Source organism: Nonomuraea fuscirosea (assembly GCF_003001935.1).
GTDB classification, from domain to species: domain Bacteria; phylum Actinomycetota; class Actinomycetes; order Streptosporangiales; family Streptosporangiaceae; genus Nonomuraea; species Nonomuraea fuscirosea.
On the sequence record NZ_PVNG01000050.1, the window covers coordinates 1 to 24,033 of the forward strand.

Consider the following 24,033-nt stretch of genomic DNA (forward strand, 5'->3'; position numbering starts at 1 on the left):
CCTAGAGAAACGCCCTCCAGGTGGACACATCCATGTCACCCCTGGTCAGACCCCGAATCTGCGCCTTCAGCCCGCTGAATTACGCGGAACGCAGGCCCAGGTTAAGGATCGTTTGAGATGGGCGGGCAGCGTGGCCATGGTCTCCATCAGAGGCGTCGCGCATGCGCTCGGCGCTGCGGTCGATCGGCAGGTGGACGAGCGTCACGTAGCGGGTGGTGCGCTCGACGAGGGTGCCGTTGGCCGAGCTGCCGTTCTTGCCGATGATGCAGTCGCCTTTCCAGTGGCCGGGCACTGCTCGGTCGTCGGCCTCGGCGGGCCGCTCGCTGAGCATCACCATGGGCGCGCTGTAGCGGGGCTGGCGCGGCTGGGCCAGGCGGCGAGGCTTGCGCATCGCGCGGCCGGTGCGCAGCGCCGGGTCAGCTCACGCCGCAGATCGCCGCGGCCCTGGACGTAGAGCGCCTGGCAGATGGTCTCGTGGCACACGTGCATCTCCGCCCGCTCGGGAAAGGTCCGGCGCAGGCTCCAGGCGATCTGCTCCGGGCTCCAGCGCTATGCAGGTGTTCTTGAATGTATGCCCGTAACTCCGGGCTCTGCCCGATCCTGCTGGGCTTGGGGCGGGGCCGGCGCGCGTCGGCACGGGCCTGGGCAGCGTGCGGGCGGTACTGACCGTTGGTGGAATGCCGGTTGCAGCGGATCTCCCGGCTGATCGTCGAGGGCGCACGACCCAACTCGCGCGCAATCTCCCGGATCGACACCCTCTCCCACACCCGGTCGGCGATGTAGATCCGCTCGTCTCCCCGCAGGCAGCGGGACACGTCAGATGGGGGCACCGCCGGTCGTCAGACCGGCGGTGCCCCCATCTTTCTTGCCTTGTTCGGCGCCGAGCTGTTCCTCCACCGCTTCCCGGTGCGGTAATTGATGCCAACTTTCTGGCACGCCTCTTGGCTGCTGAAGCCTTGATCCATGAGCCGGAAGTATTCCTCCCGCTCACGGTCAGCTTCTTACGGCCCTGCGGGCTTCGGATCTTGCGGATCTCGAACTTCATCGCACTCCCCAAGCTGGGGTGTTCGCTCTTGGCCGGGAATGCCTGGCCGACATCGCCCTACTGCGTGCCCAGCGCGAGTTGTTCGGCCCTGTGGCCTCCGATCCGACCGTCTCCCACCTGATCGACCGGCTCGTCCGCGATGAGGCCAAAGCGCTCGAGGCCCTGCGCGGCGCTCGCGCCGTGGCCCGCTGTCGCGTCTGGGATGTGGCAGGAACCATGGCGTCGGGCAGCGACGGCGAGCTGACCCCCTCGACATCGACGCCACCATCGTCATCGCCCACTCGGACAACAACGGGCCCCGCCAACCTAAAGACCTTCGGCTTCCACCCCATGACGGTCTTCGCCGACCACGCCCTGGGCGGTTCCGGCGGATCCCTGGCCATCGTGCTGCGGCCGGGCAACGCCGGCTCCAACTCCGCTGCCGACCGCATCGAAGCCACCCGCCTGGCCCTGGCCCAGCTGCGCAAACACCGCAGAGGCCAGGTGCTCATCCGCACCGACTCCGGCACCGGCACCCACGAATTCCTGCCCTGGCTCACCAAGCCGGGCCGCCGCCTGTCGTACTCGATCGGGTTCACCCTCACCGAGGAGATCCGGCAAGCCGTCCTGCGCCTGCCGAAGACCGCCTGGAGGCCCGCTTACGATGCCGACCGGCAAGTGCGGCCCGGCGCCTGGGTGGCCGAGCTGACCGGCCTGTTCGATTTGTCCGGCTGGCCCAAGGGCATGCGGGTTATCGCCCGCAAGGAGCGTCCGCATCCGGTGCCCAACTGCGCTTCACCGACGTCGACGGCTGCCGCGTCACCTGCTTCGTCACCGATGCCAATCGCGGCCAGCTCGCCGACCTGGAACTCCGCCACCGCCGCCGAGCCCGCGCAGAGACCGCATCCGCTGCGCCAAGGACACCGGCCTGGCCAACCGGCCCCTGCACCACTTCACCCGCAACCAGATCTGATGCGAACTCGTCGCCCTGGCCTGCGAACTCCTCACCTGGATGCAGATTCTGGCGCCAGCGCAATCGGCGACATCGCCCGCGCCGCCCTTGCCCTCGCCCACTTCGAGCACAACTACCTACCGGCTACGCGCTGAGATCGCGTCACCGAATGGCGGTGATGCGGCGGCGAATGGCAGAAAATCTCCTTATCGAGAGGCGAGCGCGTCTGGATAATGGAGCGCTGTGGAGTCGGCCTCCTCCCGCTGGAGCCGATAAGGAAAAATCGGATAGTACGCCGACGGCTTACCAGAGTGTCCCGGCGGCGGACAGAAAGAGAATGATGTGCGCTCGATAGCCAGAAAGCTGCTCAGCGTCGCCGTCGCTGCCGTCGCGATGACACTTGCGACCACGGCTGGAAGCGCCGATGCCGCTGTGATAACGGCTCCGTCCGCGTATAACACGAGGTATCAATACATCGGGTCCTACCCGCACGCGGGCCTGGAGAATGCACACGTGAAGCGTCGCATCTATCTGGCGGCGGGGACGTACACTTGGCGGCAAACTCCTAACACCTCCTGCCAGCGCGGCATGACCCTAGGCGCGGGATGGTATAAGTGGACCGACGTCCTTGTGCCAAGTGGCGGCTACTATACGCATAACGCATATCTCGACCCGGACAATTATGGCTGGGAAACGGCTCAACTCACCTGTAAGTGGAATCCCACCACATCCGCTACTATTCATTGGGGTTCCACTCTCCTGCCGCATTTCTAAGCGCGTGTTTGAGATCGATGATTCTGACCAACTTGACGGCATCTGCATCGTCCGTCACGCGGCCACATCGAACGTGAACGATCTTCTCAAACACTCACTGAGTTACTGGGAGAACTGGGCTTCCATTCGCCGGTTCGCGGGATACGCGCCACACAGAGCGTGACGTACCGGACGGCGCCACGTACGGGCTGCTTTCCGATCCGCTCGTGCTGCACCAGGGATGTTCAGCAATTCAGCCGTGGTACAGGGAGCTGTGAGGGCGCCGGCGCTGGAACGCGCACTCAACGGAGCGTGGCGAAGGACGGCGATCTCGCCGTCCTTCGCCACTACTGCCGTCGACAATGCCGAGTCCGAGCGCGGTCGGTCAAACCGCATCATTCATCGACGACCGCCACGGCGTCGACTTCGAGGAGATATTCCGGCCCGGACAGCGCGGCGACTCCTACCAGCGTGTCTGTCGGTTTGTGGTCGCCGAACAACGCGGCTCTGCCCTGCTCGATGTGAGCGAGGTGTTCACGCTTGTAGTCGGCGACGAAGATCGTCAGTTTGGTCACCTGGTCGGGACGTGCGCCGGCTGCGGCAAGCGTATGCCCGATGTTAGAGAACCTCTGGTGAGCTTGAGCCGTCATGTCGCCGTGTCCGACGATGTTGCCATCTTTGTCCTCGGCCACCTGACCTGCGACGAGAACCATTCAAGTGCCGTTGGCGACGACAACGTGGCTATATGTCGCCGGCGGATCCATCTCCTTGGGATTAATGGATTCCAGTGCCATTAGAGCGCTCTAATGTCAGGTCATGAGACCCGACATTAGAGCGCCCTTTTCTTCGTAGGGAATAGATCAATGTAGTCGGGTCATTCAGTCGATCGGCGGCGGTTGGTCCACACAGGGGGCCGTAGACCGCCGGGCGACGTCGTCGTCTCAGACGTCGAAGCCTCCGGTGCGCAGCTGGGTCACAGCGGCGTTCATGTGCGGGTACTGAACAGCACCACGGCGTTGAAGCTTCAGACGCCGCCAGGATCCGGCCAATAGGCCGGTGTCGATCTCGGCCGGGATGACCTTCGTTCGGCCCAGCAGCCCAGGCAGTGCCGCCACGCGACGGCCCCAGTTTTTCCCGGGGCCGCCCTCGATCGCCTACCGACGTGACGCAACCTCCTGGGGGCTTGTGCATGTAGATGGTATGGAATCCAAGACTGCCCATCCGCCACCCGGCTCTCCTGGAGCCGAGGGCTCGGCCGACACGGTCGTGGCCGAGTTATTCCTCGTCCACCGCCTTGCGCTTGTGCGCTTGGCGTTCCTTTGGTGGGCGACCAGGTGTCAATCCCCTCAAAGCGTGGAGACGGTCCTATGCCACAGCGGTCCTCAGCAGGGCCGTTGATGTTTGCCGCTTCTCGATCATCTGTCGCTCGAATGTGACAGGCGCCAGCCCGTCGTTGGCACTGTGCCTGCGGTTGATGTTGTAGAAGTCCGCGATCCAGGTCGCGATCTTCAGCCGGGCCTCCGCGCGGGTGCGGAAGCGGTGGCGATGCACGAACTCGACCTTCAGGGTGCTGTTGAACGCTTCCGAGGCGGCATTGTCGAGCGCGCACCCGACTCGGCCCATCGACTGCACCACTCCGTGCTTGCGGCATTCAGCCTGGTAGCGGGCAGCTATGTACTCCGAGCCGCGATCGGAGTGAAAGATCACCCCGTCCACGTCACCACCCCGCGTGACCACGGCCATCTGCAGCGAGGCGACCCTCAGCGCCGCGTCATGGTGTTCGGACATGGCATAGCCCAGTAGCCGGCGCGAGAACAGGTCCTCGACCGTGGCCAGGTACAACTTGCCCTCATCCGTGTCGATCTGCGTCACATCGCCGCACCACAGCACGTCCGGCGCGACCGCGTCGAACTTCCGGCGTACCAGATCCGGCGCGGCCGGCCGCTTGCCCTGCCGAGTCAGCGAACGCGGCCTCTTCGGCCTGCGGCCGGCCAAGCCGAGTTCGGCCATCCGCTTGGCCACGGTGTTCTCCGACAGCTTCCAGCCCTCAGCCCGCAGATCCTGGGCGATACGTGGCGACCCGTAGGTGCCACCAGAGGCGGCAAAGTGCCGCTTGATCTCCTCATCCAGACGGGCGCACCGCTCTTGGCGAGCCGTTGGCCTGCGATTCTTCCACTTGTAGAACCACGACGACGATACTCCCAGCGCACGGAAGCAGATCTTGTGGGGGACACCAAACTCGGCCCTCTGGGACTCGATGAACTCCACCACGGCTATCGGTTCAGCGAGTCCTTGACCCATAGGACCACGGATCGTTTGAGGACATCACGCTCGTCCTCCAGCTCAGCGCGCTCCTGCTCCCAGGCGGCCTTGTCTTTGGCGTGCTGCCGGACCAGCTCGGCCTTCTCCCGCCGCAGCCGCGCCAGCTCCTCCTGCTCCGACTCCCTCAGTTTGTCGCCTCCGTTACCGTCCCGCCCGACCTGACCCGATGCATGCCGGTCCATCTGCACCCAGTTGTACAGCGTGTACTCGTTGATACCCAGGTCCCGCGCGATGTGCGCGACGGGCTTGCCGGTCTCCTTGACGATACGCACCGCCCCAGCCCGGAACTCCGGATCAAAGCGACGCCTCGTGGTTCCAGCCACGACCAAACCTCTCTTGGTTCGGTCTCCACGCTACGGGGGGAAGCTCACTTTCGCCGCTGGCGCGAAACTGGTGTCCCCAGAGAGCCTGAAAGCTGTGGCGGCTCCTGTCGCGGTCCGGCCGCGTAGGGGTTTTAGGGGACTGCCGCTGTTGGCGGCCGCCACTGTTGCGGTGGTGCTCGGCACGGCCGCGATTGTTCCCTCGCTCTCGCGACAACCCGCAACCCTGGAAGGGTTCACCGCCGTCATGGACGCGGCTGGCGCGGCGAGCCGAACAGCCGCGCGAATACTGACGTAGCGAAACCGAGTCATTGACATGGCGACGAGCGCCCGACCAGACATACAACATCGAGGACAGCGTCCGCCGGGTCAACTGGGCGACTCCCAGCGGCCCCGCCGTGGCGACCACGCCGCTGTACACCCGGCCCTTCACCACCGCCGATCAATAGAAGTGGCGTGAGGCAGGTGCGCCGCCCTTGTGCGGTTTCCGAGTGGGCTGCAAGGGCGTACGGTACCCCCATGGCCGGACGCACTACTACTTCCCCGATGGCTTCCAGGTCGGCGGCGGGGTATCGCTGACCCGTTCTCAGCTTCTCGCGCTGCCGCAGGACCCGCAGCGGCTGGAAGCGGAGTTGCTGCGGCTGTGGAACCAAGAGCACCTAGAAGCTCCCGGTCCCGGCCATTCCGATGCCAACGAGTACTCGGATCAGGACATGCTGTGGATAATGGGTGAGAGACTACACACCGACACCACCTGAAGTGCGGGCGGCTGTCTTGCACTTGATGGCCGCGCTACCGGGAGCGCGGATCGTGGACAAGGCGAAGGACGCCGCAGGGCGAAGCGGTACCATCGTACGCAGAGCCGATGGCGATCCGCGGGAATGGTGGCTGGTGATCGATCGGTCCAGCGGCGACCTGCTCGGGACAATCACCCTGGTCGCCGGGCCACAGCGCCCCATCACCGGCCTGAATGTAGGTGACATGGCCGCTGCGGAAGTGGTCAGAAAACTCGGCTGGACCGACGACAGACCTCGGCTACCCGAACGGTGCACCCAACAGGTCAGGAAGACCCTGTGACGGCTCGTAGAGGTCTCGCGGATAGGGGCCCGCTATAGTCCCTGGGAATGTGCTTGACCTGGGAGGATGTACGGCTGTGTGATTGTGGTGTCGATTCGTTTACGGTGAAGGCGTGAGCGACGACAAGCCGGAGTTCGGGTATGGCGCGGGCGGTCGACCCCTGTGGACCATGCGGGATCGGGACGCTGACTGGTGACGGTCGGCTATCGAGTCGAGCCCGACCGGAACTTACACGAAAGCGACCGGGCCACGGCCGAGATGTTCTACCAGTTCGCCGGGCAGGCCTACGGCAGCCTTGGCTACGAGATCAAGACTGCGGCTGAGCTGGCCGATCGAAGTGCCAGCGAGCTGCTGGCTGATGTGTAATTGTCGATGCTCCAGGCGATTTGCCACGAGCTGCGTACGGCCATGACCTGGCGGCGGCCCAGACAGCGGCCTTGGTAGAGCACTCCGCAGCGTTGAGCGATCACGCGGATCAGATGGCCAGGCTGGGCAGCGATCTGAGGGGCCGCAGCGACGCGCTCGACCACCACGGTAGCGGCAGCAGCCAGAAGTCTGCCGATCATCCTGCACGCCTTCAGCCCTCATGATCTTCGGCAACGCAGTACGCGTGTATCACTGATGCGCGGATGGTGACGATCGGGCGCGCTGGTCTCAGCATCACCCACGACGCCGGGCTCGGGCAGCTGACCGCGTCGGTACAGGACGCCAAGGACACGTACGCGATCAAGAGGAGGAACGACTACCGGCAGCCCAGCGTGTTCGGCGGAGCTCCTTCATGGAAGGGCACGATCCAGGAGATCGGCACCGCCAATGCGGGCGAGCATTTCGACGAGGGTTACTACGTGTACTTCGTTGACGAGATCGGCGAGGCCCGGCATGGCGAGGGGAAGGCCGTCCTGCGCATGGACAACGTGGTGATCACGATCAGTTTCAGCGGCGACGACGTGCCTGGGCGCAGGATCCGTGACGACAGGCCCATCGGCAACGCCGCCGCTCAGGCCGCGCTCAACGCCGTGGCGGGACAGGCCATCGCGGCGGTGCGGTGATCTGCGCCGCCCCTCAGCTGCAGTCGTTCTCCATCTTGATGCGGCACCACCAGTCCACCACCCAGAGCGCGTGGTCGCGTCGTGCCTGCCCGGGAGGTGGTTCTTCGGCTGCGAGGAGATTCTCAATGACCTGCCCAGGGGTGGGAGAGGCGTCAAGCGGCGGGTACTTCTTGCAGCGGTAGGAGGTCCACTTTCCAGATGCAACTCCCTCTTCCCCTCGCTTGACGCAGTCGTCCTTGCTGAGGGTGCCGTAGTACACCTCCGCTCCCGGCTTGCCCGTCCACGTCGGGCTGGGCTCCGGGCTGGCCGTACCCGTCCTCGTCGGGGGGGACGCGGCAGGCGAGGTCCAGTGAGGAAGAAGAAGCGTCCCGGGAGTCGTCGACGCGGCGGGAAGCGGGGAAGGGGCGGGCGACGAAGCGGGAGCGGCCGCGCCGACGAGCTGGACCCGCTCCCGGGAAGTGCCCGGCGCTCCCGCTGTGACCGCGGCCACGAACACCAGGGCGGCCGCGGCGCTCGCTACCAGGGCGAGAAGTCCCGCGACGCAGGAAATGGCAAATGTCGTCTGTTTCCTGGTCCGCCTCATCTGACCCCCTCAAACGCCCGGTGACAACGATCACCAGGTGTGTCGGTCCGGTCTCCGCAGGCGGCTGCCGTCACTGAGCCGGCGCGCGGACCGGACCCGGGACACACCACGGGAGTCATCCGCCGGCCGGGCTGCAGCTCGACCTGGAGGAGTCGACCTGCCGCGCGTCCGCCCGGCCGGCGGATGCACGACTCTTGTATGATCACAGCTCGCGGGTACGGCTCCAAGCCTTGTTCCCGCCATTCAGCGGGCCATTTCTGCCACTTTTCTCGTCCGGTTGCCGCCTTGGTCACTCCGCCGTACACCTCGATCCGGTCCAAGCTGATCACGGTGCTGCCCGACAGCGCGGCCAGCACGCTGAACACCACGCCCGAGGGATCGTGGGAGCCCTGCACCTCGCCGGTGAGGAACTCCAGGCCGATGCTGGCCTCCTTTAGTTGCTTGGCGACGGCCTTGAGCACCAGGTCATACGGCACGGTGTCGGCGCTCGCCCTGACCAACCCGCCCGTCGCGCTGACCTTCACCGGCGAGCCGCCCACAGGCGTGGCCACCACTCAGCAGGTGGTCCGCTCGGCCTGGACGTTCTGGCGGATGACCGAAGCCAACACCTTTACGCCCCGCCGATGCGCACTTCAACTGCCTCATCGGGTCGATGGTCATGGGATTCGAGATGCCCGAGCCCGTGACCATGATGTGCCAGTGCGACTACATCGACCCCGCCGAAGCCGAGCACATCCCCACCCATTCCGGCAAGCGCACCGGCATCCTGTACGGGCCGCTGGCCGCACATCCCGCACCACCTGAGGTCGTCCTGCCCTGCCTCACCCCGCGCCAGGCCATGCTGTGTAACGAAGCCGGGCGGCGACGCCAAGTGGTCCACCGAAAACCTGCCCCGCACCACCGTCAGGCCCGCCTGCGCCGCGCTGCCGCTGGCCACGCTCAACGACGTACCGGTCACCTCCCTGGGCTGCACCGGTATGCGCTCCTTCACCGAAATCGACGACGACCGCATGCTGGTGGCCATCCCGGGATGTAGATCCGGTCTTCGGGGACGCCGAGGGTCAGGAGCTGGCCGGTCTGGATAATGACGTCTTGCTCCTCGGTCGAGCAGCGGGCGTAGCCGACGCGGGTTCCGTAACTTCTTCACCAGCACCGAGTCCGCCCAGGCCTGGGCGCAGGACCATCCGCGGATCTCCGGCCAGGTCTTGAGCCAGCCAAATGCGTGGGAGATCGGCGTGCACAGGCTGGACATAGTTGAACCTGCTGGCAGGGGTCACGGTTCTGGGATCACCCTGCGGCCTCGTCTGGGCGCTGCGCCAGGCAGGGGCACGGCGTCGGGGGTGCCGAGCTTGTCCACGGCCGCGCGGCGCGTCCGCTCCGGCCTCCGGTCGTACTTCACCGTGGTCGCCGGCGAGGCGTGCCCGACGAGAGCTTGCGCGGTAGCCACTCCACCCCGGCGTCGAGCAGCTCGCCGATGAACGTGCGCCGGAAGTCGTGAGCCCGCGGGGCCTCGTCCAACCCTGCCAGCTCGGCGCGGGCCGCAAGCACGTTGCTGACCGTGCGCGCGTTCATGAACGCGATCCGGCCCTGCTGGTCGTGACGGATGTGACGGCCGCGCGGGGTGGACGGAGGGAAAAGGCCGCCCAGGTCGCGGCGGCGTACGGTCAGCCATGCCACGATCCTGCCGACCGCACTGGCCGTCAGGTACACCATGCGCTCCTTGCTCCACTTGCCCCGGATCCGCAGCGAGCGGGCCGCAGCGTGGTAGTCGGCCAGCGCCACCCCGGCGAGCTCGAACCGGCGCACGCCGGTCGAGTATAGGGCCGCGATCATCGCCGCGTCCCGCAGCGCACCCGCCGCAGCCCGTCCCGCTTGATCGGGTCATCGACGTCCGGCGGGGCGAGGTCGGCGTCGCAGGCGGCCATCAGCGCGCCGACGCGCTCGATTGGCAGGTGCCCGCCGGCGGGTAGGGTGCTGCCCTCGAACTGGTTGATGCGCTGGGCGCGGTCGCGCTCTTCAGCGGTCATGAGGCCGAGCAGCCATGTCCGGTCGAGGACCTGGCGCAGCGCCACCACGTGCTTGTCCGGTAGGCGATCGACCACGGCTCGCGGGTGCCGTCCTTCTTCAGGCTGGTCGCCTGGCCGATCAGGGCGCGGATGCACTGGGTGTGCTCGGCTCACAGCAGATGCCACATGATCGTTTCGCCGGTGATGGCGAGCACGGCGTTGTCATTCTTCTTCGTGGCGGGGTCGATGCCGGCGGGGTCTTGGTCGGCCATCACGCGGGCGATCCGGTCGAGGCAGCCCTTCACGGTGCGGCGGGATTCGCGGCGGTCGAGGGTGTCGAGGTAGGCCCAGTACGGGTTCGGTCGCCTGTCGTCGTGCGCAGCCAAGGCGGGCAGCGTCTCCGCGCCCACCGTGATGGCCACCTCGGCATGTTCGCGATCAAGATCGTAGCCATTCATGGCCGGAATCGACATTCCCGGAAATAAAGATCGGACCACTTTCGGCATCTTGCATCCTGTCGAAATCGGCATCCTGCCGTATCGTGGAGGGCATGACGATGGATCAGAAGCCCTTGGAGACTCTCGGCATCGCCGCGGCCCGTGACCAGCTCGGCCCGCTCGTGTCCCGCGCCGTGATCGGCCACCACCCCACTCGCATCAAGCGATCCGACCAGGAGCACGCCGTGCTCATCTCCGAGGAGGAGTTCAAGGAGTACCTGCGCCTCAAGCACGAGCGCGAAGCCGCCGCCCTGCGCGAGATGATGGCCGCCGCCGGACGTGGCGAAATCGCGATGAGCGTCTATACCACGAGGGACCAGGCGTACGCCGACCTCGGACTCGGCGGCGCCGACTCGTGAAGCGTCCTGTCCACTTCGCCCCGGGCGTCAAGGAGATTCTTCTCTCGACGCCCCTCACCCTCCGCGCGTCCATCGTGGACGTGCTGCTGGACCTGGGTGACGATCCGACACCGCCGACCGCCATGCCGTACGCGGATATCCCCGGCGCGTACGAGATCGTCACGCCGGCGTTCCGAGCCCTTTACACCTACGGGCCGGAGCCAGGACTCGAACACGTGTCCGTTTGGATCCTCCACATCAACACCTGAGAGCAGCGAAAGCCGCTGAAGGCGTCCAGGAGCCCCCTTCTTTGCTCCTGGATCTAACTGATGCCAGACGAGCTGAGTTCGCCCGCCAGCGTGCACCACCGATAGATCATTTAACGGCGGTTGCACTCTTCATCCACCTGAGCAGGTACTTCACCTCTCCCCTGGAATCCGGAGGGCCACTGGATGCCTCTGGAGACCGAGGGGAGACCGTCAGTTTGGGAGACCGCCCTCGGCACGATCGCGGCGCTCGCCTCGGCGGCGGCGTGCGCCAGTTCCGGGAGGACCGTCGTGTACGTGTCCCCGGTCAAGTTGGTCGAACTGTGGCGCAGCATAGTGGACACCATCTTGGTGTCGGCACCCGCGGCGTAGGCGAGCGTGGCCGCGCCGTGTCGCAAGTCGTGCAGCCGGATTGGTGGTAGGCCAGCTGTGAGAACAACTCGCTGACCCATGCTGGGTGTAGTTCGCTGCCGTCCTCGCGGGTGAAGATCGGGCTGGTGTTCGCCCACGCCTCACCCAACCCGCTGCGTGGTGCCGGGGCGCGGGCATCGACCCGGGGGCTGCTGCCGTGGTCGAGGGATGCGGATTCGCAACCACGGCCGGGGGATGGCCTACGCGTATAGGCTCCGCTCGATCACGCTCACGGCCATCTGCACGGCCGCGAGCAATTCAGCCATTTGAGTGAGGCTGGGAACGGGCCGAGCCCGAGCCCGGCAGCCTGCGCAGCGTCGGCGAGCGCCTGCTGCTCGACGCCGGTGAGCCGCGGCCGGCACCCGTCGTCGGCCAGCACGTCCCGGGCGGCGTACCCATCACCGGCGGCGATGGCCTCCCCGATGAGGCCGGTGAACGCGAGAGACGCCGCATCGTGCCCGGCGCTGGCGGCCAGGTCAGCGACGGCCAGGCCGATCCGGGCGCGGAAGACGCCGTACCTGGGCACGGGCCCGCTGAGATACCGGGCGATCATCCGGTCGACGGTGTCAGATGTCAAAGTCGTGTGCACGAATGCGCGAAGTGGTCTGCACGCTCGTCAACGTGCAGACTCGCCCGAGTGATGGACCCCCAGAGTTCGGCTTCCCTGAGGGGCCATCGGGCGCAGGTACGGCGGCTTGCGGGAAGGGATCGTCGCACAAGTAACGGGCTCCCGCAGCGTGGCGGGAGCCCGTTACTTGTCGCGAAGCTTCTGTCGAACGTGTGGGCCTGGGAACGTGCGCGGGCGGCCGGGGTTGGGGTTCTCCCAGCCGCCCAGCGCCATCAACGTAGAACACCAATTGGCCGGTGGCGGCCTGGGCGGGCACGGCGGTGGCAAGCAGGCAGGCCGCAGCGGCCGGGGCAAGGAGGGCAGCGAATGAGCGGCGCATGGACGGGAGCGAAACTGGCCGCCCCGCCCAGGAAGCCGGCGGTTGGATGGTGCGCGACGACGACGGAACGCCGTGGCTGCCCCGCCCGTCGGCCGCCGCGCACCCTGGTCTGACCTCGGGCAGCGCGCCCGCACCGGCGACTGGTCCGGCTACGGCTCCCCCTCCGAATGCGTTCTCGCCATCCTCAACAGCCTCGCTGCCGCCGGATGGCAGTTCAGCCGGGTGGTGGAGGAGAGGGAACGCGGCATCTACGGCGGGATGGCCCTCTTGCTTGAACGCTCTCCCCTGTTGGCGCGTAGAGCGTGCTTGTGGCATCCTGACCGGCATGCGCGATCATGATGTGGTACGGCGCAGTTACGACAACGTGGCCGAGGAATCCACGGCACGGATGCACGACGAGCTTGTGGGAAAACCGCTCTACCGGGCACTGGAGATGCGGATGGAGCACATCCACTACGCTCACGAGGCCGAAACCCGCCGCGACTACCTCATGGTCCGACGTGCCGCAGCTGCCTGATCTGCTGTCCGCCTACCCGTGGCTGCAACGGCTGAGCGCCGATCAGCTCAGGCGGCTCGACCTGGCGGAACTGGCCGATCCGCACCCGGCGGCGTTGGCGCTCGGGGCTACCGTGGTCGCCTACCGGCGCGGTGCCCGCCCTCGACCGGGATGGGTCTCGCTGTGCTCGCTGGTGCCCGCGGCGCCGATCAGCCCGGCACGGCTGGCGCAACTCGGCAAGGTCGAACGCGCGAACCCGGGCATCGTGCTGGTCGAATACGCCCCGACTCAGGAGCCGTAAGCTCATGGCCATGCAAGAGATCTGGCGTTCTCATCGACCTTGGCGCGGCCGTCACGGCGCAGCCGGGCGATCGCGGCACGCTGTTCAACACGCTGATCGGCGAACATGACAGCGTCCGATACGGCACCGGCAGGTAAGCGTGCCCGTCGGGGTCCAGCACCCAGATCCGGGAGATGTCGCGCGGGTCGCGGCGCAGCACAAACTTCTCCAGCCGGTCCTGGCAGGCGATCCACGGCTTGAGCGCGTCGCCGAAGTACTGCATGTAGTCGACCATGAAGCCGTCCGCCTCAGCGTCCTGCGCAGCACCGGCAAGAAGTCGACCAGGAACGCCGTCTCGCTGGCCACCGTATCTGGGCGGCCATCGGGCCGCGACACCCTCGGCCCACCGCCCGGCCGGGGTCTGGCCCAGCGTGCCGTGCTCCCCTATCCACCGCTCTCCCCCGTCGTGGAGGCCGCTGTGTCTGATTCTGAGCAGGTTGTACAGAGCGGTGTCCTTTACGACGTAGATTCGTACCCTCCCCGTCCTAGGCAATCCCTCCCTCCTCAACCCGTGGCAGCAGGTCCTCTTGTGGCTGAATGCCGTGTGGGTGGCCGAACGCGCCCCCCGCCGGAGAGAAGCCTGGGGGCGGGCGCGCCGGCGATCCGGATGCTGCTGCGCGCAATGGCCGTCGCGGCCCGCACGGACCAGGGCGTGACGCCAGCGTTCGGGACGAGGCAGCTCGCCCGTATGACAAGGCTCGACCACACGACCGTGGCCAAGCATTTGAAGAGGCTGAGGGAGGAGTTGCATCCGCTGATCGAACGGATCGTGCCGGGCCAGGGCAAACAGGGCGACCGCTACCAGCTCGTCGTGCCGTAGTTGTACCGGGCCGACGCGGTCGCCCGGATGTGGCGGGGCGGCCGGATTCAGAGGACCCACCACGCCCTCAACCCCGAGGGGCGTGCGTCGCCCTGACGTTCGAGGCGCTGGCGAACGCACCGGCGAGCGTGGCGGACGTGGCCCGCGAGGCGCTGCTGTCGCGTACCGTCGACCGTGGACGCGCTGCGTACGCTGGCCGGGCTCGGCCTGGCCGAACGAATCCCGGGCGGGTGGGTGCGGCGCGGCCGACCGCTGCAGGAGGTGGCCGATGAGACGGGCGCCGAGGCCGACTATCAGGCGATCCTGGCTGAGCACCGCGAGGAGCGCAGACAGTGGTGGGTTGGTGATTGTCTCCTGGAGCCGCCCCGCCATAGATGATGATGATGATGAACGGAACACGGGACGCGTGAACGCCCGCCAAGATCATTCTCAGCGCCGCACGCTGCCGAAGCCGCCTCCTCATCGAGGACCGCTGCGTGATCCAGGATGGTGCGTTGGGTATCGCTCAACGTGCAGCCGCGGCCTCGGCCAGCGGGGGAAGATGCCGGATGGTCCGGCTCAACGTGGCGCCCAAAGCCACGACCGTCATGACGGACGCGATCGACAGCAGGGTGGCCGTCACGCCCCAGCGGTCCAGGATCAGTCCCGAGGCGAGCGGCCCGATCGGGGTCACCGCGCTGCCGATGAGGGCGAGGCTGCTGATCACTCGGCCCTGCAGATGGTCGGGCGTGATGGTCATCTGGTAGGTGTACAAGATCGCGTTAGCCGCCGGGGCCAGGAGGAACGCCGCAGCCAGCAGCGGTCCGATGGCCCAGGGGGTGGGATGGACGGCCATCGCGGGAATGGCCGCGGCGGCGACCCAGAACATCGCCAGGACGACCGACGCCGGGCTGCGCTGCTGTAGTCGGGGAGCGGCCAGCGCGCCCAGCAGTCCCCCGGCGCCGGAGATCGCCATCATCAGGCCGACATCGGCCGGTGCGGCGCCGCTCTGCCGGGCGGCGACGATCGCGGTGAAGGTCAGCGCGGAGAACACCAGGCTGAAGCCCGCGGCCGTCACCAGCAGGACGCGCAGGAACCGCTGCCGCCAGGTCCAGCGCAGGCCCTCGGCGATGTCGCGCAGGAGAGTGCGCGACCGGTCCGCGGCCTCGGGGGCGGGCATCGGGGATTTGATGGCGAGGACGGCGGCGAAGGACAGCAGGTAGGCCAGGAGCTCTCCGGCAAGAGGGACCGTTCTCCCAAGGTTGAACAGCAGGCCGCCCAGCGGAGGGCCGGCGATCGAGGCTCCGTACTGGCGTGCCTCGTTGTGCGCAAGGGCCTGAGGCAGGTGTTCGACGGGAACCACGCGCCGTAGCATCGCCGTTTCCGCCGGCTGGAAGAACACCCCGCAGGCGCCACTGATCACTGCCGCGGCCAGCAGCATACGCCAGTCGAGCAACCCGAGCAGCGAACCGGCGACAGTGGCGGCGACAAGAGCGCCTCGCATGAGATCGCAGGTGAGCATTGTGCGCCGCCGATCCCACCGGTCGACCAGGGCGCCCGCCGGCAGGCGCAGCGCGATGCCGACGGCCATTGCGGCAGAGCCGATCAGCCCGGCGTGGACGGCTGAACCGGTCAGTTCCAGCGCCAGCAGGGGGTAGGCGACGGAGGCGACCTGGGCGCCCAGGGTCGAGGCCGAGGTGGCGCTCCAGAGCAGGACGAAGTCGCGGTTGCGGCGCAGTGGCTCACCCATGATCGCGATTATGTACATTTTTCGAATAATGTACAACTTCGAATTGTACGGAGCTGCAGTACTGTGCAGACATGGATGCCGAGGCAGTTCCCTTCACTGAGGCACGCGCTCAGCTGGCCGAGCTAATGGGGCGGGTAGCCTACGGTGGCGAGCGGATCGTGCTCAGCCGCCATGGCAAGCCGGTGGTCGCTTTGGTGTCGATCGCCGATCTGGAAAGGCTTCAGGCGATGGACGGCAGCAGCGCTGAGCAGATCATCACCCTGGGGCGATCGTCGTTCGATCGCGCCGGGCCACCGACTGTTGCGCCGACACGCCGTTTGAACATCGCAGCAGAAGATAGTCCGCCGAGCGACGCCTCCTGCTGAATGTCCACCTCGTGTGTACGCGGTGGCCCGTCGGGGCGCCCGCCTACCTGTGCTCTTCACCGCTGAGGTCGTGGAAGGGACGCAGGCCCGGTGCCGACGTCGGAGAAGATGAGCTGCGCCGCGCCGAGCGGTGCCGGTGAGATAGGCGTACAGGGTACGGCCGCAGGCCAAGGGTGGGTCCAAAACTCACAATGGGGCCAGAACTCGTCCGTAGGTGCCCACGAGACATGCCTACAACCACGCGGGCTTGTCGGCGGCTACGCCCCGTTTCCCGGCGGGCCGACCCTGCCCCACCAACGTCCCGGGGCCGCAACCCGGGCTCTCACCCACGGACGCCACGCTGCGGCGTCTGTAGGTGGGTGCCACCACGGCCAGATCACAAGACATCCCGCGCCTTCTCCAAGCCGGTCGACCCGATCGTCGGAGAGCTCATCCAGGCCTGGCAGGCAGTACGTCCGCCACAACCCGACATCACCGACCGCAAGACCGGACAGCGCCGCCAGCACCTGTTCTGCTATCGCGCCCAGCTCGTCGGTCTGGCCCACCTGCACAACAAGCTCATCCCAATCTTGTGTCGCAAGGCCGGCATCCCCGAGTCGGACTCCCGCGGCGCGCTGACCAGCCATCGCGCATGCGCCACCATCGCCACCCAGCTCCTCAACGCTCCTCAACGCCCGCGACCCACTTTCCCTGGCCGACCTGCAGCAATGGCTCGGCCACAAGCACGCCGCCAGCACCCGCCACTACGCCGCGATCCTCACCGGCGCTGCCGCCGACGGCAGCCAGCGGTGGAAGTACTACCACCTGCGCGAGGGCTACTGCAGCTACGACTTCTTCGCCAAGTGCCCGCACCGCCTAGCCTGCGCTCGCTGTCCCTTCTACCTGCCCAAAGACAGCCGCCGCGGCCAATTACTGGCGGTCAAGGACGGCATCGACCAGATGCTCGCACAGCTCGATCTAACCGCCGACGAACGAGAAGCACTCGAGCGCGACCGCGATGCCGTCGCCGGCCTCATCGGCAGCCTCGCCGACATCTCGATCCCCCGCAAGGCCGACACCCAGCCAGCTCGGCAACACCAGCGCGTTCATCCCCTTGACCGCGCTCACCGGTGAAAACGGCTCCCGGTCGCGCACTACCCCAAAGGGGAATCCTGAATGATCACCTGGACAAGCAGCAACTCCCGCCCGTCCGTCGCCACGACCTCACTTCTCCCACCAGGGACCGGCGGCGGACCCCGTCTTCGCACGCGCATAAACACCCAGGGCGATCCCGGCAGGAGCTTGTCACCAGCGATACCCCCTGGCAGAAAACAGGCGGACGTTGGCAGCGTGAGGGGTCGCTCGACAGGCCTATGGCCTGCGATCCTTCTGCGCGAAGGACACGTTCGAAGGAATCACGAGGACATTTCTTGCGGTCATGGCGGTCGTAGTCACGTCTCCCGCGAGCGACGACACCGTTCCCATCGCTTTCGGTTGAACCCCCGGCGATATGTGAGCGATGGCTGGGAACGTTTCCCGCTGCTGCGATCGCTTCTGCCGGGTCTCGTCGTCGCGGCTCATCGCTGTTTGCATGTCCACCCGCGATGCCAGTCTGATGCCAGGAGAACGTCCAGTCGGGCAAGGTACCCGTAAGTTGAGCGCTCCGCAGACGCCGAAGAGGCATTCATGGTGTCGTCCATGATCATCTTGTTTCGCAATACCTCGATCTGACAAAGGAAGTTGGATTGGCTGTTTACGCGCTGGTCGCTCTTGCTCTAATCGCCGTGTCTGGGACCGGGCCCGCTCAGCCGCCCATCGGCCCGTTACCCGATGGGGTAGCCACGATCGTGGCGAAGATGGCGGAGCGGCCGGTGCAGTTCACCTCCTTTTCGAGCCCTCGCGACAAGGGGCAATGGGTTGACGGACGGGTTTGGAATCCCCGCAAACGGGCGTTCCTCAGGGCTGGCGGGGAGGTGACAGTGTCTCCCGACGAACGCTGGCAAGCCACCCTTGTCCGCACACGCCCGGGCAATAGTCAGCCCAAGGTGCACCTGCTGGATCGCAAGAGCGGTCACACCACCAAGATTCTGCTCCCCGTCTCCACCGACCGAAGCCGACCGGGCAACCACCTGATCACGCGGTGGCCCACCTGGTCACCCAATGGCCGCAGGCTGCTGCTCAATGTCTTCGAACCCGGGTACGCCCCTCGCTCCGAGGGCATCGTGCTGATCGACGTCCCCTCCATGAAGTCGCGCTTCGTCCAGATCAAGCGTGCCTTGATCACGGGGGCTGGCTTCCAGTGGACTCGCGATGGTGAGGGAGTCGTGGTGCGCTGGGGCAAGAACGGCAAGTCGTCCATCCGCCAATATGACCTCAAGGGTGCCCTTCAGCGGACCTGGCACGTCGGTGGGCGCCCGGCCAGCCAGGGACAAGGCACATTTTCTCCGTCTGGACGTCGATTCGTCACCGCGTGCACGACCGCGGAACGGTCGGCATGCGTATGGGACACCAAGACCGGTAAGTCCGTCACCCGGATCAAGCTAGCCACCAGCCTGACCTGGACGTCCGTGCTCGGTTGGTACGACGAACGCCACCTGCTCGCCCCGACCCGTCAGGGCGTCGGCATCGTGGACCTGCGCGGCCATGTCGTCGAGACGCTCGTCAAAGTGAGTGACAGGCAAGGCTTCTGGCCCCGGTTCGACGCGCGGGGCAACGGCTGAGCCGCTCCGCACGTCGTGATCGAGCGGTAGTTCCTTGAATCAAGGTGGTTTCGTAGAGACATAACCCATGACCTGCGTGAACGACGTCGATCAGTGCTTGCTCTTTCTCCTTCTGCTGGGCCACCTGGTTAGCCAATTCCCCTCCACCCGCTATCCATCAGATCAGCCATCGTTATCAGATATTCGCCATAACTTGCCCCTTCGTTCCCCGCGAGTTCAGCGTGAATGAAGGTCTTCACGATGGAACCTGCGGGGGTTCGACAGCTCATGATCAAGATCAGGTTGAGTTCCGCTCAACAATGCCTCGACAGGAGGCTCCAACAGAGCGCGGCAGAAACAGCGACATTTACCGCGGCACGTCACACGCAGGTTCCCGTCGGGCTGCGCTGACGCACACCGCGATCTCAGGGGGACTTGTGGGCACACGATGGGCAGGCGTCGTCCTGGTCGTCACCCTAGCCGGATGTTCGGCTGGCTTACCCGCGCGGCACGAGACCACCTCGCATCCTCCCCCGTCGCCGAGCCGGAACCCTGCCGTGACGGAACCCGTGAACCCCGTGCGGAAGGGGCGGCTCGACGGGCGCTGTCGGGTGGCGTACCGGCAGAAGGGGCTGGCCAATGGTGCGAAGTTCCTGGACATCGCGACCAACCGCGGCCAGGCGTGGGCGGTCGGCGAGCGGGTCGATATCGATTACCACGACGCGGTGCTCGTCCACTGGGACGGTCGGCGGTGGCGCCGCTTGGTGCGGGAGCTCCCGGAGAGAAGCCGTTCCCTCACCCTGACCAAGGTCTCCGCCTCCACCCCGGCCAATGTGTGGATTAACGCCGAGGACTACGAGGGAAGCGATTCCGGGCTGCTGCGCTTCGACGGCCGGCGTTGGTCTTTCCTCCCGATCGAGACGGATGAGACGGACCCGTACCAAGAGGTGCTCGCGTTGGGGGATGAGGAGGCGTGGGCGTTCGGTGAGCGGTGGGCCCAGCACTTCGACGGTCGAACCTGGGGCCGGTATGAAACACCCATCACCACCCTTGCAGCCACGGCCCTGTCTCCGCGCGACATCTGGGCGGTCGGCACAGTGGCGGACGGCTGGTCCTCCGAGCCCGCCGCCGCGCACTACGACGGCCGCGGCTGGCAGCGGACGCCGCTACCAGCCGTGACACAGGCCGGCATGTTTGACGTGCAGCTCACTTCGGTGCTCGCCGTGGCCCCTGACGACGTGTGGGCGGCCGGCGGCTACCACACACCGGACGGGCAATTCGGGCCATTGCTGTTCCGGTGGAACGGCACCGCCTGGCGCGCCCTGGCCGTCGGGGAGGGGGCGTTGACCGGGCTCTCCCATCACGGCGGCACGGTGTGGGTAGCCGGTGATGAGATGACCTCCTACCCTCCCTACGACAGCTTTTACCTGTTGACTCAAGAGCGAGGGCGGTGGTCGCGGTTCGGCACGAAACTCCCGCTGACCGTGCTGGCCCATGCCTCGAGCACGGGAAGACTGTGGGGCCTCGCCGGAAACAAGGTCATGGAATGCCTCTAGGGCCTGTACGGAGTTCAGATCTTCAGAGCGGTTGAAGGCTTCGGATCCACATGATGGCTCCGCGTAGGTGAAGGCCAGCGAGGTAGCAGTCGGGAATCTTGTCGAAGCGGAAGGGCGAGTTCACGCCACTTCTTGATCCGATTTATGCAGCGTTCCGCCGTATTGCGCTCTTTGTCGAGATCTGGATCATGGCTGATCGGGCGGCCGCCGCGGGAGCCGCGCTTCTTGCGGTGGGCCGCCTGGTCGATCTTCTCGGGGATGACGGCCTTGATGCGGCGTCGGCGCAGGTAGGCGCGGTTGCCGCGAGAGGAGTAGGCCTTGTCGGCGGCCACCGCGCCCGGGCGGATGCGCGGGCGACCGACGGGCAGGCCGACCTTGATGCGGTTCAGCACGGCGCGAAACTGCGGGCTGTCGCCGGCCTGGGGTGAGCACGCAGGACAGTGGACGGCATCGCCGGTCGGCGGATAGGTGGACCTTGGTGGTCAGCCTACCCCGCGAGCGGCCCAGCTTGGCTGCCTTCAGCCGTAACCTGCGCCGCAGTCGTGACCGCCCGCGCCCGTCTTCGCCGGGGTCCACTACCCCGGCCGGCTTGAGGGGTTTGCCCTTTTGGCGCAGCCCTTTTCCTGCTCGGCGGCCTCCTCCAACGCCTGCACCAGTTCACCGTCCATGACCATTCCGGCGGCGTGGTGGTGGGCACGGGCGGTGGTGGAGTCCACGCTGACCAGGTCAAGGTCGGCCTGCCCTCGGGCGGCGGCCTCGGCGATCAGCGCCTGCATCAACTGCTCGAAGACACCCGTCTTGGCCACGACCGGAACCGGTTATAGGCGGTGGACCACGGCCCGTACTCGGCGGGCAGATCCCGCCACGGGCTGCCAGTACGGAAGCGCCCCATCACGGCGTTGAACTGCTGCCGTAGGTCCGGGATCGGGCCCCGCTCACCCAGAGGCAGGTGAGGCTCGATCAAGGACCACTCCTCGTCGGTGAGGTTTCCACGGGCCATGGCGATGTCCTACCCGGATCCAGGCCAAGGCGCAGGTGAGTCGGCCGTGCATCCACCGCGTGCGCGTCACCGCCTCAAGATCGCTGTTCTCAACACGCGTCTCTTGCGGCATGTGAGGATCGCTGGCATGCCGACCCTTCATAACGAATGGCAGCTGCCCGCTTTGCGGTTGGCGCTGCTCAGTGTGCTGATGCTGTCTGCTTGCGCATGCACAGCTTCTGGGAACGCCCGACCCGCGCCTCCCGCAAGAACAACTGCCTCTCCGGGGATGGCGTCGATTCAACCGACCGAGAGTCGGGTGCTCAAGCCCATCCCGGCCAAGCCAGCCTTCTGCCCCCAGCCGCCGGATACCGTCAACAACTTCAACGCCCCCTACTACGGCATCGACGTGGGAAACGATTTCTGTCGAGAAGGATGATGACGTGGAAGGAGAGCTCACGGAGGTGGCCGCCAGCGCCGACGGGACGATCTGGGCGCTGTACGATCACTCCGACGCATTCGATGCCGATCTACGCCGCTGGAACGGCTCTTCCTGGCAAACCTTCGAAGTCCCACAGGCGCCTGTCAACGGGCCGTTCGCACAGGGTACCTCCCCCAGAGCGATCGGCATGGCTGTGCGGGAGGATGGCCAGGTACAGATTTTCGGCCAGGCCGAGTACCCTCAACGATCATCCAAGCCAGAGATCTTCTCTCATACTTTCGACGGAACTCGATGGCGAAGCGAAGTCTTCCCCTTGACCATGCCCAGGAACGGGGTGCCGCTGATCGTGAGAGGGGAGTGGATCATGTACGGCGATCAGGTGTTACGGCGGGACGGCGCAGTCTGGCGATCGTATCGGCCTGCGGCCATGCCCGAAGAGGGGTCGGCGGGTGACTTTCCTGTGCTCGGCGGCGATGAAGACGACCTTTGGATCTTCGGTGAATCGGCCGCGACGAAGGGGGGCGTGGTAGCTCTGCGCTGGAACGGCGCAGCATGGCAGCAGATCGGTCTGCCGAGGTTGGGCCTGCCTCCCCAGGGCGTCCTGTTCTCGGGCAGCCGTAAGGAGACCGTGATGGAAATCCAGCTGACGATCGATGTAGCGGTCCTTGGTGCGAACGACGTTTGGGCCGTCGGTGCGGCAGATATGTACACGGTAAATGACGAAGACGACAGCCAGGTGATCCGTCCGGTGGCGTTGCACTGGAACGGCCGGGGGTGGACGTGCCGCTGGGGCTCCGCAGGATGGGATCGGATCACAGATGTTGAGCCTGACGGCGCGGGAGGGGCATGGTTCCTGTTCTACGAAGGGGAACCGCTGCACCTGTCGGGCGGGCGTCACGAGCACGCTGCCGCACTTCCGGACGTTTGAACCGGCCGGCTACCAGCGCGAAGACGTCATCCAGACCAGCCTGCAGACGAGCGGCGCTGAGATGTTCTACCCTGGCCAACGCGGCCACCGCATGATCTTCAGTTCCATCACACCTGAATGATCACAGCGGTGGTCGCTCATCTTTCACCCGGCTACAAGCATGCTCAAGCATGGACGAGCGCGCTACAGCAAGGACCAGGCCGTCCCCGCTCGTCTCTGAAGTGCGACTGGAGTATTAGGAGCGCCGGCTGTAACCGCTTCGTCCGCACCCGCGCAGGGCCCCCGTGTACGGTGAGAGTTGCGGAGCCGTTAACCAAAGAGGCACCCGCCGTCATATAGGCACTGGCCTGGGAGATCAGATTCCCGGCTCCAGCTCGGCTCGCACCGTTGGCTGTTCGGCGGCAGGGTGGCCTATGGGAGTTCGGACGTATCTGTAGATGGTCGCGCGGCTGACGCCGAGCAACTTGGCGATGGAGGGGACGGTGTTCTCCGGTCGGCTAAGCAAGGTCGCCGACGCCGTCGACCACCAGGCTGGGCGGGCGGCGCACCGCACGAAAACTGAAGTCAGACGACGGCCCGTCATAGCCGGGCTCGCCCACGGCTCATCCCGCTTGGTCGGACGGCGTTCGCGCCGCTGCTACTGTTCACCGACATTCCTTGCCCCCATCGACCTTTGGAAGCTGTTCAATCTGACCGACAAACGCTGCTGCGTACCGGCAAAATCAGAGGTTCGACAGCTCAGATCAAGCTTCGGTTGAAGTTCAGCTCAACGTGGCCTCGATAGGACGCTCCAGCAGGCTTCGGGCGATGTCCGCGTATTCGATGGCGGTCTGCGAACTGAGGTTGAAGACCAGCTCCAGGTACAACGGATCCGCGTTGACCACGAGTGCTTCCTGGAGGACACGGTCACCGCGTATCCGCTCAAGCTGGATGCCGAGAAGCAGCAGGCGCCAGGTCAGGTAGTAGTCGCTAACGGGCTCAGTGCAGGCAGCGGACTTTCCACGAGATCAGAACATGGCGATTGGGCGTATGCGGCCACTTGCGTTGGCGATCACGCAACGAGCAATAGTCAAGACCTGTGGATCATGAGTTCCTAGGCGGCTGTGGGGACGGGTGATCCTGTTGGGCGTTCGATGAGCTTGCCGTCGATGAATG

Annotated in this window: 30 protein-coding genes and 4 pseudogenes; 16 read left to right on the forward strand and 18 right to left on the reverse strand. The window is 66.2% G+C overall.

The features are described 5' to 3' along the window. Positions 1-96: 96 nt before the first annotated feature. Positions 97-1,045, reverse strand: a pseudogene (locus B0I32_RS61965) (IS30 family transposase); the annotation flags it as partial. 18 nt (positions 1,046-1,063) lie between these two features. On the opposite strand from B0I32_RS61965, the pseudogene B0I32_RS54520 reads away from it, so the two are divergent. Next, positions 1,064-2,057 (forward strand): annotated as a pseudogene (locus B0I32_RS54520) (IS1380 family transposase); the annotation flags it as partial. Positions 2,058-3,124: 1,067 nt separating this feature from the next. Here the strand turns inward: B0I32_RS54520 and B0I32_RS54525 are convergent. The 3 genes from B0I32_RS54525 to B0I32_RS54535 all read right to left on the reverse strand — a co-directional run bounded on the left by B0I32_RS54525 (position 3,125) and on the right by B0I32_RS54535 (position 5,374). Beyond that, positions 3,125-3,442, reverse strand: coding sequence for a RidA family protein (locus B0I32_RS54525; RefSeq protein ID WP_219912527.1), 318 nt, complete (start codon positions 3,440-3,442; stop codon positions 3,125-3,127). Positions 3,443-4,094: 652 nt separating this feature from the next. Continuing rightward, positions 4,095-4,997 (reverse strand): IS3 family transposase, encoded by a 903-nt coding sequence (locus tag B0I32_RS54530; protein WP_219912528.1) that lies wholly within the window; start codon positions 4,995-4,997, stop codon positions 4,095-4,097. A gap of 5 nt (positions 4,998-5,002) precedes the next feature. Continuing rightward, positions 5,003-5,374: a transposase gene (locus B0I32_RS54535; protein WP_106253287.1), complete on the reverse strand. Its 372-nt coding sequence runs from the start codon at positions 5,372-5,374 to the stop codon at positions 5,003-5,005. A gap of 488 nt (positions 5,375-5,862) precedes the next feature. Here B0I32_RS54535 and B0I32_RS54540 point away from each other — a divergent pair, with 488 nt between their 5' ends. From B0I32_RS54540 to B0I32_RS54545, 4 genes are all read left to right on the forward strand, one after another. Continuing rightward, entirely contained in the window at positions 5,863-6,129 is a 267-nt protein-coding gene (locus tag B0I32_RS54540) for a hypothetical protein (protein WP_106253260.1), read from the forward strand. A 52-nt stretch (positions 6,130-6,181) separates the two neighbouring features. Continuing rightward, a complete protein-coding gene (locus B0I32_RS57230; RefSeq protein ID WP_146178724.1) occupies positions 6,182-6,448 on the forward strand; it encodes a hypothetical protein in 267 nt (88 codons plus the stop codon). A 192-nt stretch (positions 6,449-6,640) separates the two neighbouring features. Beyond that, positions 6,641-6,814 (forward strand): hypothetical protein, encoded by a 174-nt coding sequence (locus B0I32_RS58590; RefSeq protein WP_181308876.1) that lies wholly within the window; start codon positions 6,641-6,643, stop codon positions 6,812-6,814. 263 nt (positions 6,815-7,077) lie between these two features. Beyond that, a complete protein-coding gene (locus B0I32_RS54545) occupies positions 7,078-7,497 on the forward strand; it encodes a hypothetical protein (protein WP_106253261.1) in 420 nt (139 codons plus the stop codon). A gap of 13 nt (positions 7,498-7,510) precedes the next feature. Here the strand turns inward: B0I32_RS54545 and B0I32_RS57235 are convergent, their stop codons facing one another. From B0I32_RS57235 to B0I32_RS54555, 3 genes are all read right to left on the reverse strand, one after another. Then, positions 7,511-7,756, reverse strand: coding sequence for a hypothetical protein (locus B0I32_RS57235; RefSeq protein ID WP_146178725.1), 246 nt, complete (start codon positions 7,754-7,756; stop codon positions 7,511-7,513). A gap of 320 nt (positions 7,757-8,076) precedes the next feature. Next, positions 8,077-8,634, reverse strand: a complete 558-nt coding sequence (locus B0I32_RS54550) for a hypothetical protein (RefSeq protein WP_146178726.1) — start codon at positions 8,632-8,634, stop codon at positions 8,077-8,079. A gap of 56 nt (positions 8,635-8,690) precedes the next feature. Further along, the gene (locus B0I32_RS54555) at positions 8,691-9,104 is read right to left on the reverse strand and encodes a hypothetical protein (protein WP_106253265.1); all 414 of its coding nucleotides are present in this window, start codon (positions 9,102-9,104) and stop codon (positions 8,691-8,693) included. A 124-nt stretch (positions 9,105-9,228) separates the two neighbouring features. On the opposite strand from B0I32_RS54555, the pseudogene B0I32_RS61970 reads away from it, so the two are divergent. Beyond that, positions 9,229-9,558, forward strand: a pseudogene (locus B0I32_RS61970) (hypothetical protein); the annotation flags it as partial. On the opposite strand, the gene B0I32_RS54570 reads toward B0I32_RS61970, so the two are convergent. The 3 genes from B0I32_RS54570 to B0I32_RS58595 all read right to left on the reverse strand — a co-directional run bounded on the left by B0I32_RS54570 (position 9,476) and on the right by B0I32_RS58595 (position 10,592). After that, positions 9,476-9,913, reverse strand: coding sequence for a tyrosine-type recombinase/integrase (locus B0I32_RS54570; RefSeq protein WP_146178727.1), 438 nt, complete (start codon positions 9,911-9,913; stop codon positions 9,476-9,478). The pseudogene B0I32_RS61970 and the gene B0I32_RS54570 sit on opposite strands and share 83 nt — an antisense overlap. Beyond that, the gene (locus B0I32_RS54575) at positions 9,910-10,182 is read right to left on the reverse strand and encodes a hypothetical protein (RefSeq protein WP_106253267.1); all 273 of its coding nucleotides are present in this window, start codon (positions 10,180-10,182) and stop codon (positions 9,910-9,912) included. The genes B0I32_RS54570 and B0I32_RS54575 overlap by 4 nt, the downstream gene beginning before the upstream one ends. Positions 10,183-10,256: 74 nt before the next feature. After that, complete coding sequence (locus tag B0I32_RS58595; RefSeq protein ID WP_181308878.1) at positions 10,257-10,592, reverse strand: hypothetical protein; 336 nt, start codon at positions 10,590-10,592, stop codon at positions 10,257-10,259. A 44-nt stretch (positions 10,593-10,636) separates the two neighbouring features. On the opposite strand from B0I32_RS58595, the gene B0I32_RS54585 reads away from it, so the two are divergent. Both B0I32_RS54585 and B0I32_RS54590 read left to right on the forward strand, forming a co-directional pair. Then, positions 10,637-10,942: a type II toxin-antitoxin system Phd/YefM family antitoxin gene (locus B0I32_RS54585; protein WP_245956715.1), complete on the forward strand. Its 306-nt coding sequence runs from the start codon at positions 10,637-10,639 to the stop codon at positions 10,940-10,942. Beyond that, positions 10,939-11,190, forward strand: coding sequence for a hypothetical protein (locus tag B0I32_RS54590; protein WP_106253269.1), 252 nt, complete (start codon positions 10,939-10,941; stop codon positions 11,188-11,190). Before B0I32_RS54585 ends, B0I32_RS54590 begins: the two co-directional genes overlap by 4 nt. 110 nt (positions 11,191-11,300) lie before the next feature. Here B0I32_RS54590 and B0I32_RS54595 read toward each other — a convergent pair whose 3' ends face one another. Then, positions 11,301-11,639 (reverse strand): tyrosine-type recombinase/integrase, encoded by a 339-nt coding sequence (locus tag B0I32_RS54595; RefSeq protein ID WP_245956716.1) that lies wholly within the window; start codon positions 11,637-11,639, stop codon positions 11,301-11,303. Positions 11,640-11,827: 188 nt separating this feature from the next. Continuing rightward, a complete protein-coding gene (locus tag B0I32_RS54600) occupies positions 11,828-12,151 on the reverse strand; it encodes a hypothetical protein (protein WP_146178728.1) in 324 nt (107 codons plus the stop codon). A gap of 719 nt (positions 12,152-12,870) precedes the next feature. Between B0I32_RS54600 and B0I32_RS58600 the strand changes: the two genes are divergently transcribed. After that, positions 12,871-13,062: a hypothetical protein gene (locus tag B0I32_RS58600; protein WP_181308880.1), complete on the forward strand. Its 192-nt coding sequence runs from the start codon at positions 12,871-12,873 to the stop codon at positions 13,060-13,062. Continuing rightward, positions 13,046-13,342, forward strand: a complete 297-nt coding sequence (locus B0I32_RS54610) for a hypothetical protein (protein ID WP_106253272.1) — start codon at positions 13,046-13,048, stop codon at positions 13,340-13,342. Before B0I32_RS58600 ends, B0I32_RS54610 begins: the two co-directional genes overlap by 17 nt. On the opposite strand, the gene B0I32_RS61975 is transcribed toward B0I32_RS54610, so the two are convergent. Then, entirely contained in the window at positions 13,251-14,132 is an 882-nt protein-coding gene (locus B0I32_RS61975) for a Mu transposase C-terminal domain-containing protein (protein ID WP_425438159.1), read from the reverse strand. The two genes, B0I32_RS54610 and B0I32_RS61975, sit on opposite strands and share 92 nt — an antisense overlap. Here B0I32_RS61975 and B0I32_RS61325 point away from each other — a divergent pair. Both B0I32_RS61325 and B0I32_RS54625 read left to right on the forward strand, forming a co-directional pair. Continuing rightward, positions 14,070-14,201 carry a hypothetical protein gene (locus B0I32_RS61325; RefSeq protein ID WP_281262696.1) on the forward strand — a complete coding sequence of 44 codons (132 nt, stop codon included), beginning with the start codon at positions 14,070-14,072 and terminating at the stop codon, positions 14,199-14,201. The two genes, B0I32_RS61975 and B0I32_RS61325, sit on opposite strands and share 63 nt — an antisense overlap. A gap of 174 nt (positions 14,202-14,375) precedes the next feature. Next, positions 14,376-14,579 (forward strand): hypothetical protein, encoded by a 204-nt coding sequence (locus B0I32_RS54625; protein ID WP_106253276.1) that lies wholly within the window; start codon positions 14,376-14,378, stop codon positions 14,577-14,579. A gap of 127 nt (positions 14,580-14,706) precedes the next feature. Here B0I32_RS54625 and B0I32_RS54630 read toward each other — a convergent pair whose 3' ends face one another. Next, positions 14,707-15,930: an MFS transporter gene (locus B0I32_RS54630; RefSeq protein ID WP_181308882.1), complete on the reverse strand. Its 1,224-nt coding sequence runs from the start codon at positions 15,928-15,930 to the stop codon at positions 14,707-14,709. 71 nt (positions 15,931-16,001) lie between these two features. Here B0I32_RS54630 and B0I32_RS54635 point away from each other — a divergent pair, with 71 nt between their 5' ends. Next, positions 16,002-16,295, forward strand: coding sequence for a type II toxin-antitoxin system Phd/YefM family antitoxin (locus tag B0I32_RS54635; RefSeq protein ID WP_106253279.1), 294 nt, complete (start codon positions 16,002-16,004; stop codon positions 16,293-16,295). Positions 16,296-17,252: 957 nt separating this feature from the next. On the opposite strand, the gene B0I32_RS58605 is transcribed toward B0I32_RS54635, so the two are convergent. Next, the gene (locus B0I32_RS58605) at positions 17,253-17,402 is read right to left on the reverse strand and encodes a hypothetical protein (RefSeq protein WP_181308884.1); all 150 of its coding nucleotides are present in this window, start codon (positions 17,400-17,402) and stop codon (positions 17,253-17,255) included. Positions 17,403-18,121: 719 nt separating this feature from the next. Here B0I32_RS58605 and B0I32_RS57240 point away from each other — a divergent pair. Further along, the gene (locus tag B0I32_RS57240; RefSeq protein WP_146178729.1) at positions 18,122-18,994 is read left to right on the forward strand and encodes a TolB family protein; all 873 of its coding nucleotides are present in this window, start codon (positions 18,122-18,124) and stop codon (positions 18,992-18,994) included. A gap of 536 nt (positions 18,995-19,530) precedes the next feature. Next, positions 19,531-20,529, forward strand: a complete 999-nt coding sequence (locus tag B0I32_RS54645) for a hypothetical protein (protein WP_146178730.1) — start codon at positions 19,531-19,533, stop codon at positions 20,527-20,529. 22 nt (positions 20,530-20,551) lie between these two features. Here B0I32_RS54645 and B0I32_RS54650 read toward each other — a convergent pair. Next, positions 20,552-21,529: pseudogene (locus tag B0I32_RS54650) on the reverse strand (IS5 family transposase). 422 nt (positions 21,530-21,951) lie between these two features. Here B0I32_RS54650 and B0I32_RS54655 point away from each other — a divergent pair. Then, the gene (locus B0I32_RS54655) at positions 21,952-22,878 is read left to right on the forward strand and encodes a hypothetical protein (RefSeq protein WP_106253284.1); all 927 of its coding nucleotides are present in this window, start codon (positions 21,952-21,954) and stop codon (positions 22,876-22,878) included. Positions 22,879-23,233: 355 nt separating this feature from the next. On the opposite strand, the gene B0I32_RS61980 is transcribed toward B0I32_RS54655, so the two are convergent. Together B0I32_RS61980 and B0I32_RS61330 are read right to left on the reverse strand one after the other, a co-directional pair. Next, the gene (locus tag B0I32_RS61980; RefSeq protein ID WP_358361171.1) at positions 23,234-23,461 is read right to left on the reverse strand and encodes a helix-turn-helix domain-containing protein; all 228 of its coding nucleotides are present in this window, start codon (positions 23,459-23,461) and stop codon (positions 23,234-23,236) included. A 178-nt stretch (positions 23,462-23,639) separates the two neighbouring features. After that, a complete protein-coding gene (locus B0I32_RS61330) occupies positions 23,640-23,762 on the reverse strand; it encodes a hypothetical protein (RefSeq protein ID WP_281262697.1) in 123 nt (40 codons plus the stop codon). Between the last annotated feature and the right edge of the window lie 271 nt (positions 23,763-24,033).

Coding starts and splice junctions, on each gene's coding strand:
- B0I32_RS54525 (WP_219912527.1), bottom strand. CDS start 3,442: ATGGTTCTCGTCGCAGGTCAGGTGGCCGAGGACAAAGATGGCAACATC.
- B0I32_RS54545 (WP_106253261.1), top strand. CDS start 7,078: ATGGTGACGATCGGGCGCGCTGGTCTCAGCATCACCCACGACGCCGGG.
- B0I32_RS54555 (WP_106253265.1), bottom strand. CDS start 9,104: ATGGCCACCAGCATGCGGTCGTCGTCGATTTCGGTGAAGGAGCGCATA.
- B0I32_RS54570 (WP_146178727.1), bottom strand. CDS start 9,913: ATGATCGCGGCCCTATACTCGACCGGCGTGCGCCGGTTCGAGCTCGCC.
- B0I32_RS58595 (WP_181308878.1), bottom strand. CDS start 10,592: ATGCCGAAAGTGGTCCGATCTTTATTTCCGGGAATGTCGATTCCGGCC.
- B0I32_RS54585 (WP_245956715.1), top strand. CDS start 10,637: ATGACGATGGATCAGAAGCCCTTGGAGACTCTCGGCATCGCCGCGGCC.
- B0I32_RS54595 (WP_245956716.1), bottom strand. CDS start 11,639: ATGGGTCAGCGAGTTGTTCTCACAGCTGGCCTACCACCAATCCGGCTG.
- B0I32_RS54600 (WP_146178728.1), bottom strand. CDS start 12,151: ATGATCGCCCGGTATCTCAGCGGGCCCGTGCCCAGGTACGGCGTCTTC.
- B0I32_RS58600 (WP_181308880.1), top strand. CDS start 12,871: ATGCGCGATCATGATGTGGTACGGCGCAGTTACGACAACGTGGCCGAG.
- B0I32_RS61325 (WP_281262696.1), top strand. CDS start 14,070: ATGACAAGGCTCGACCACACGACCGTGGCCAAGCATTTGAAGAGGCTG.
- B0I32_RS61975 (WP_425438159.1), bottom strand. CDS start 14,132: ATGCAACTCCTCCCTCAGCCTCTTCAAATGCTTGGCCACGGTCGTGTG.
- B0I32_RS54630 (WP_181308882.1), bottom strand. CDS start 15,930: ATGGGTGAGCCACTGCGCCGCAACCGCGACTTCGTCCTGCTCTGGAGC.
- B0I32_RS54635 (WP_106253279.1), top strand. CDS start 16,002: ATGGATGCCGAGGCAGTTCCCTTCACTGAGGCACGCGCTCAGCTGGCC.
- B0I32_RS61980 (WP_358361171.1), bottom strand. CDS start 23,461: ATGACGGGCCGTCGTCTGACTTCAGTTTTCGTGCGGTGCGCCGCCCGC.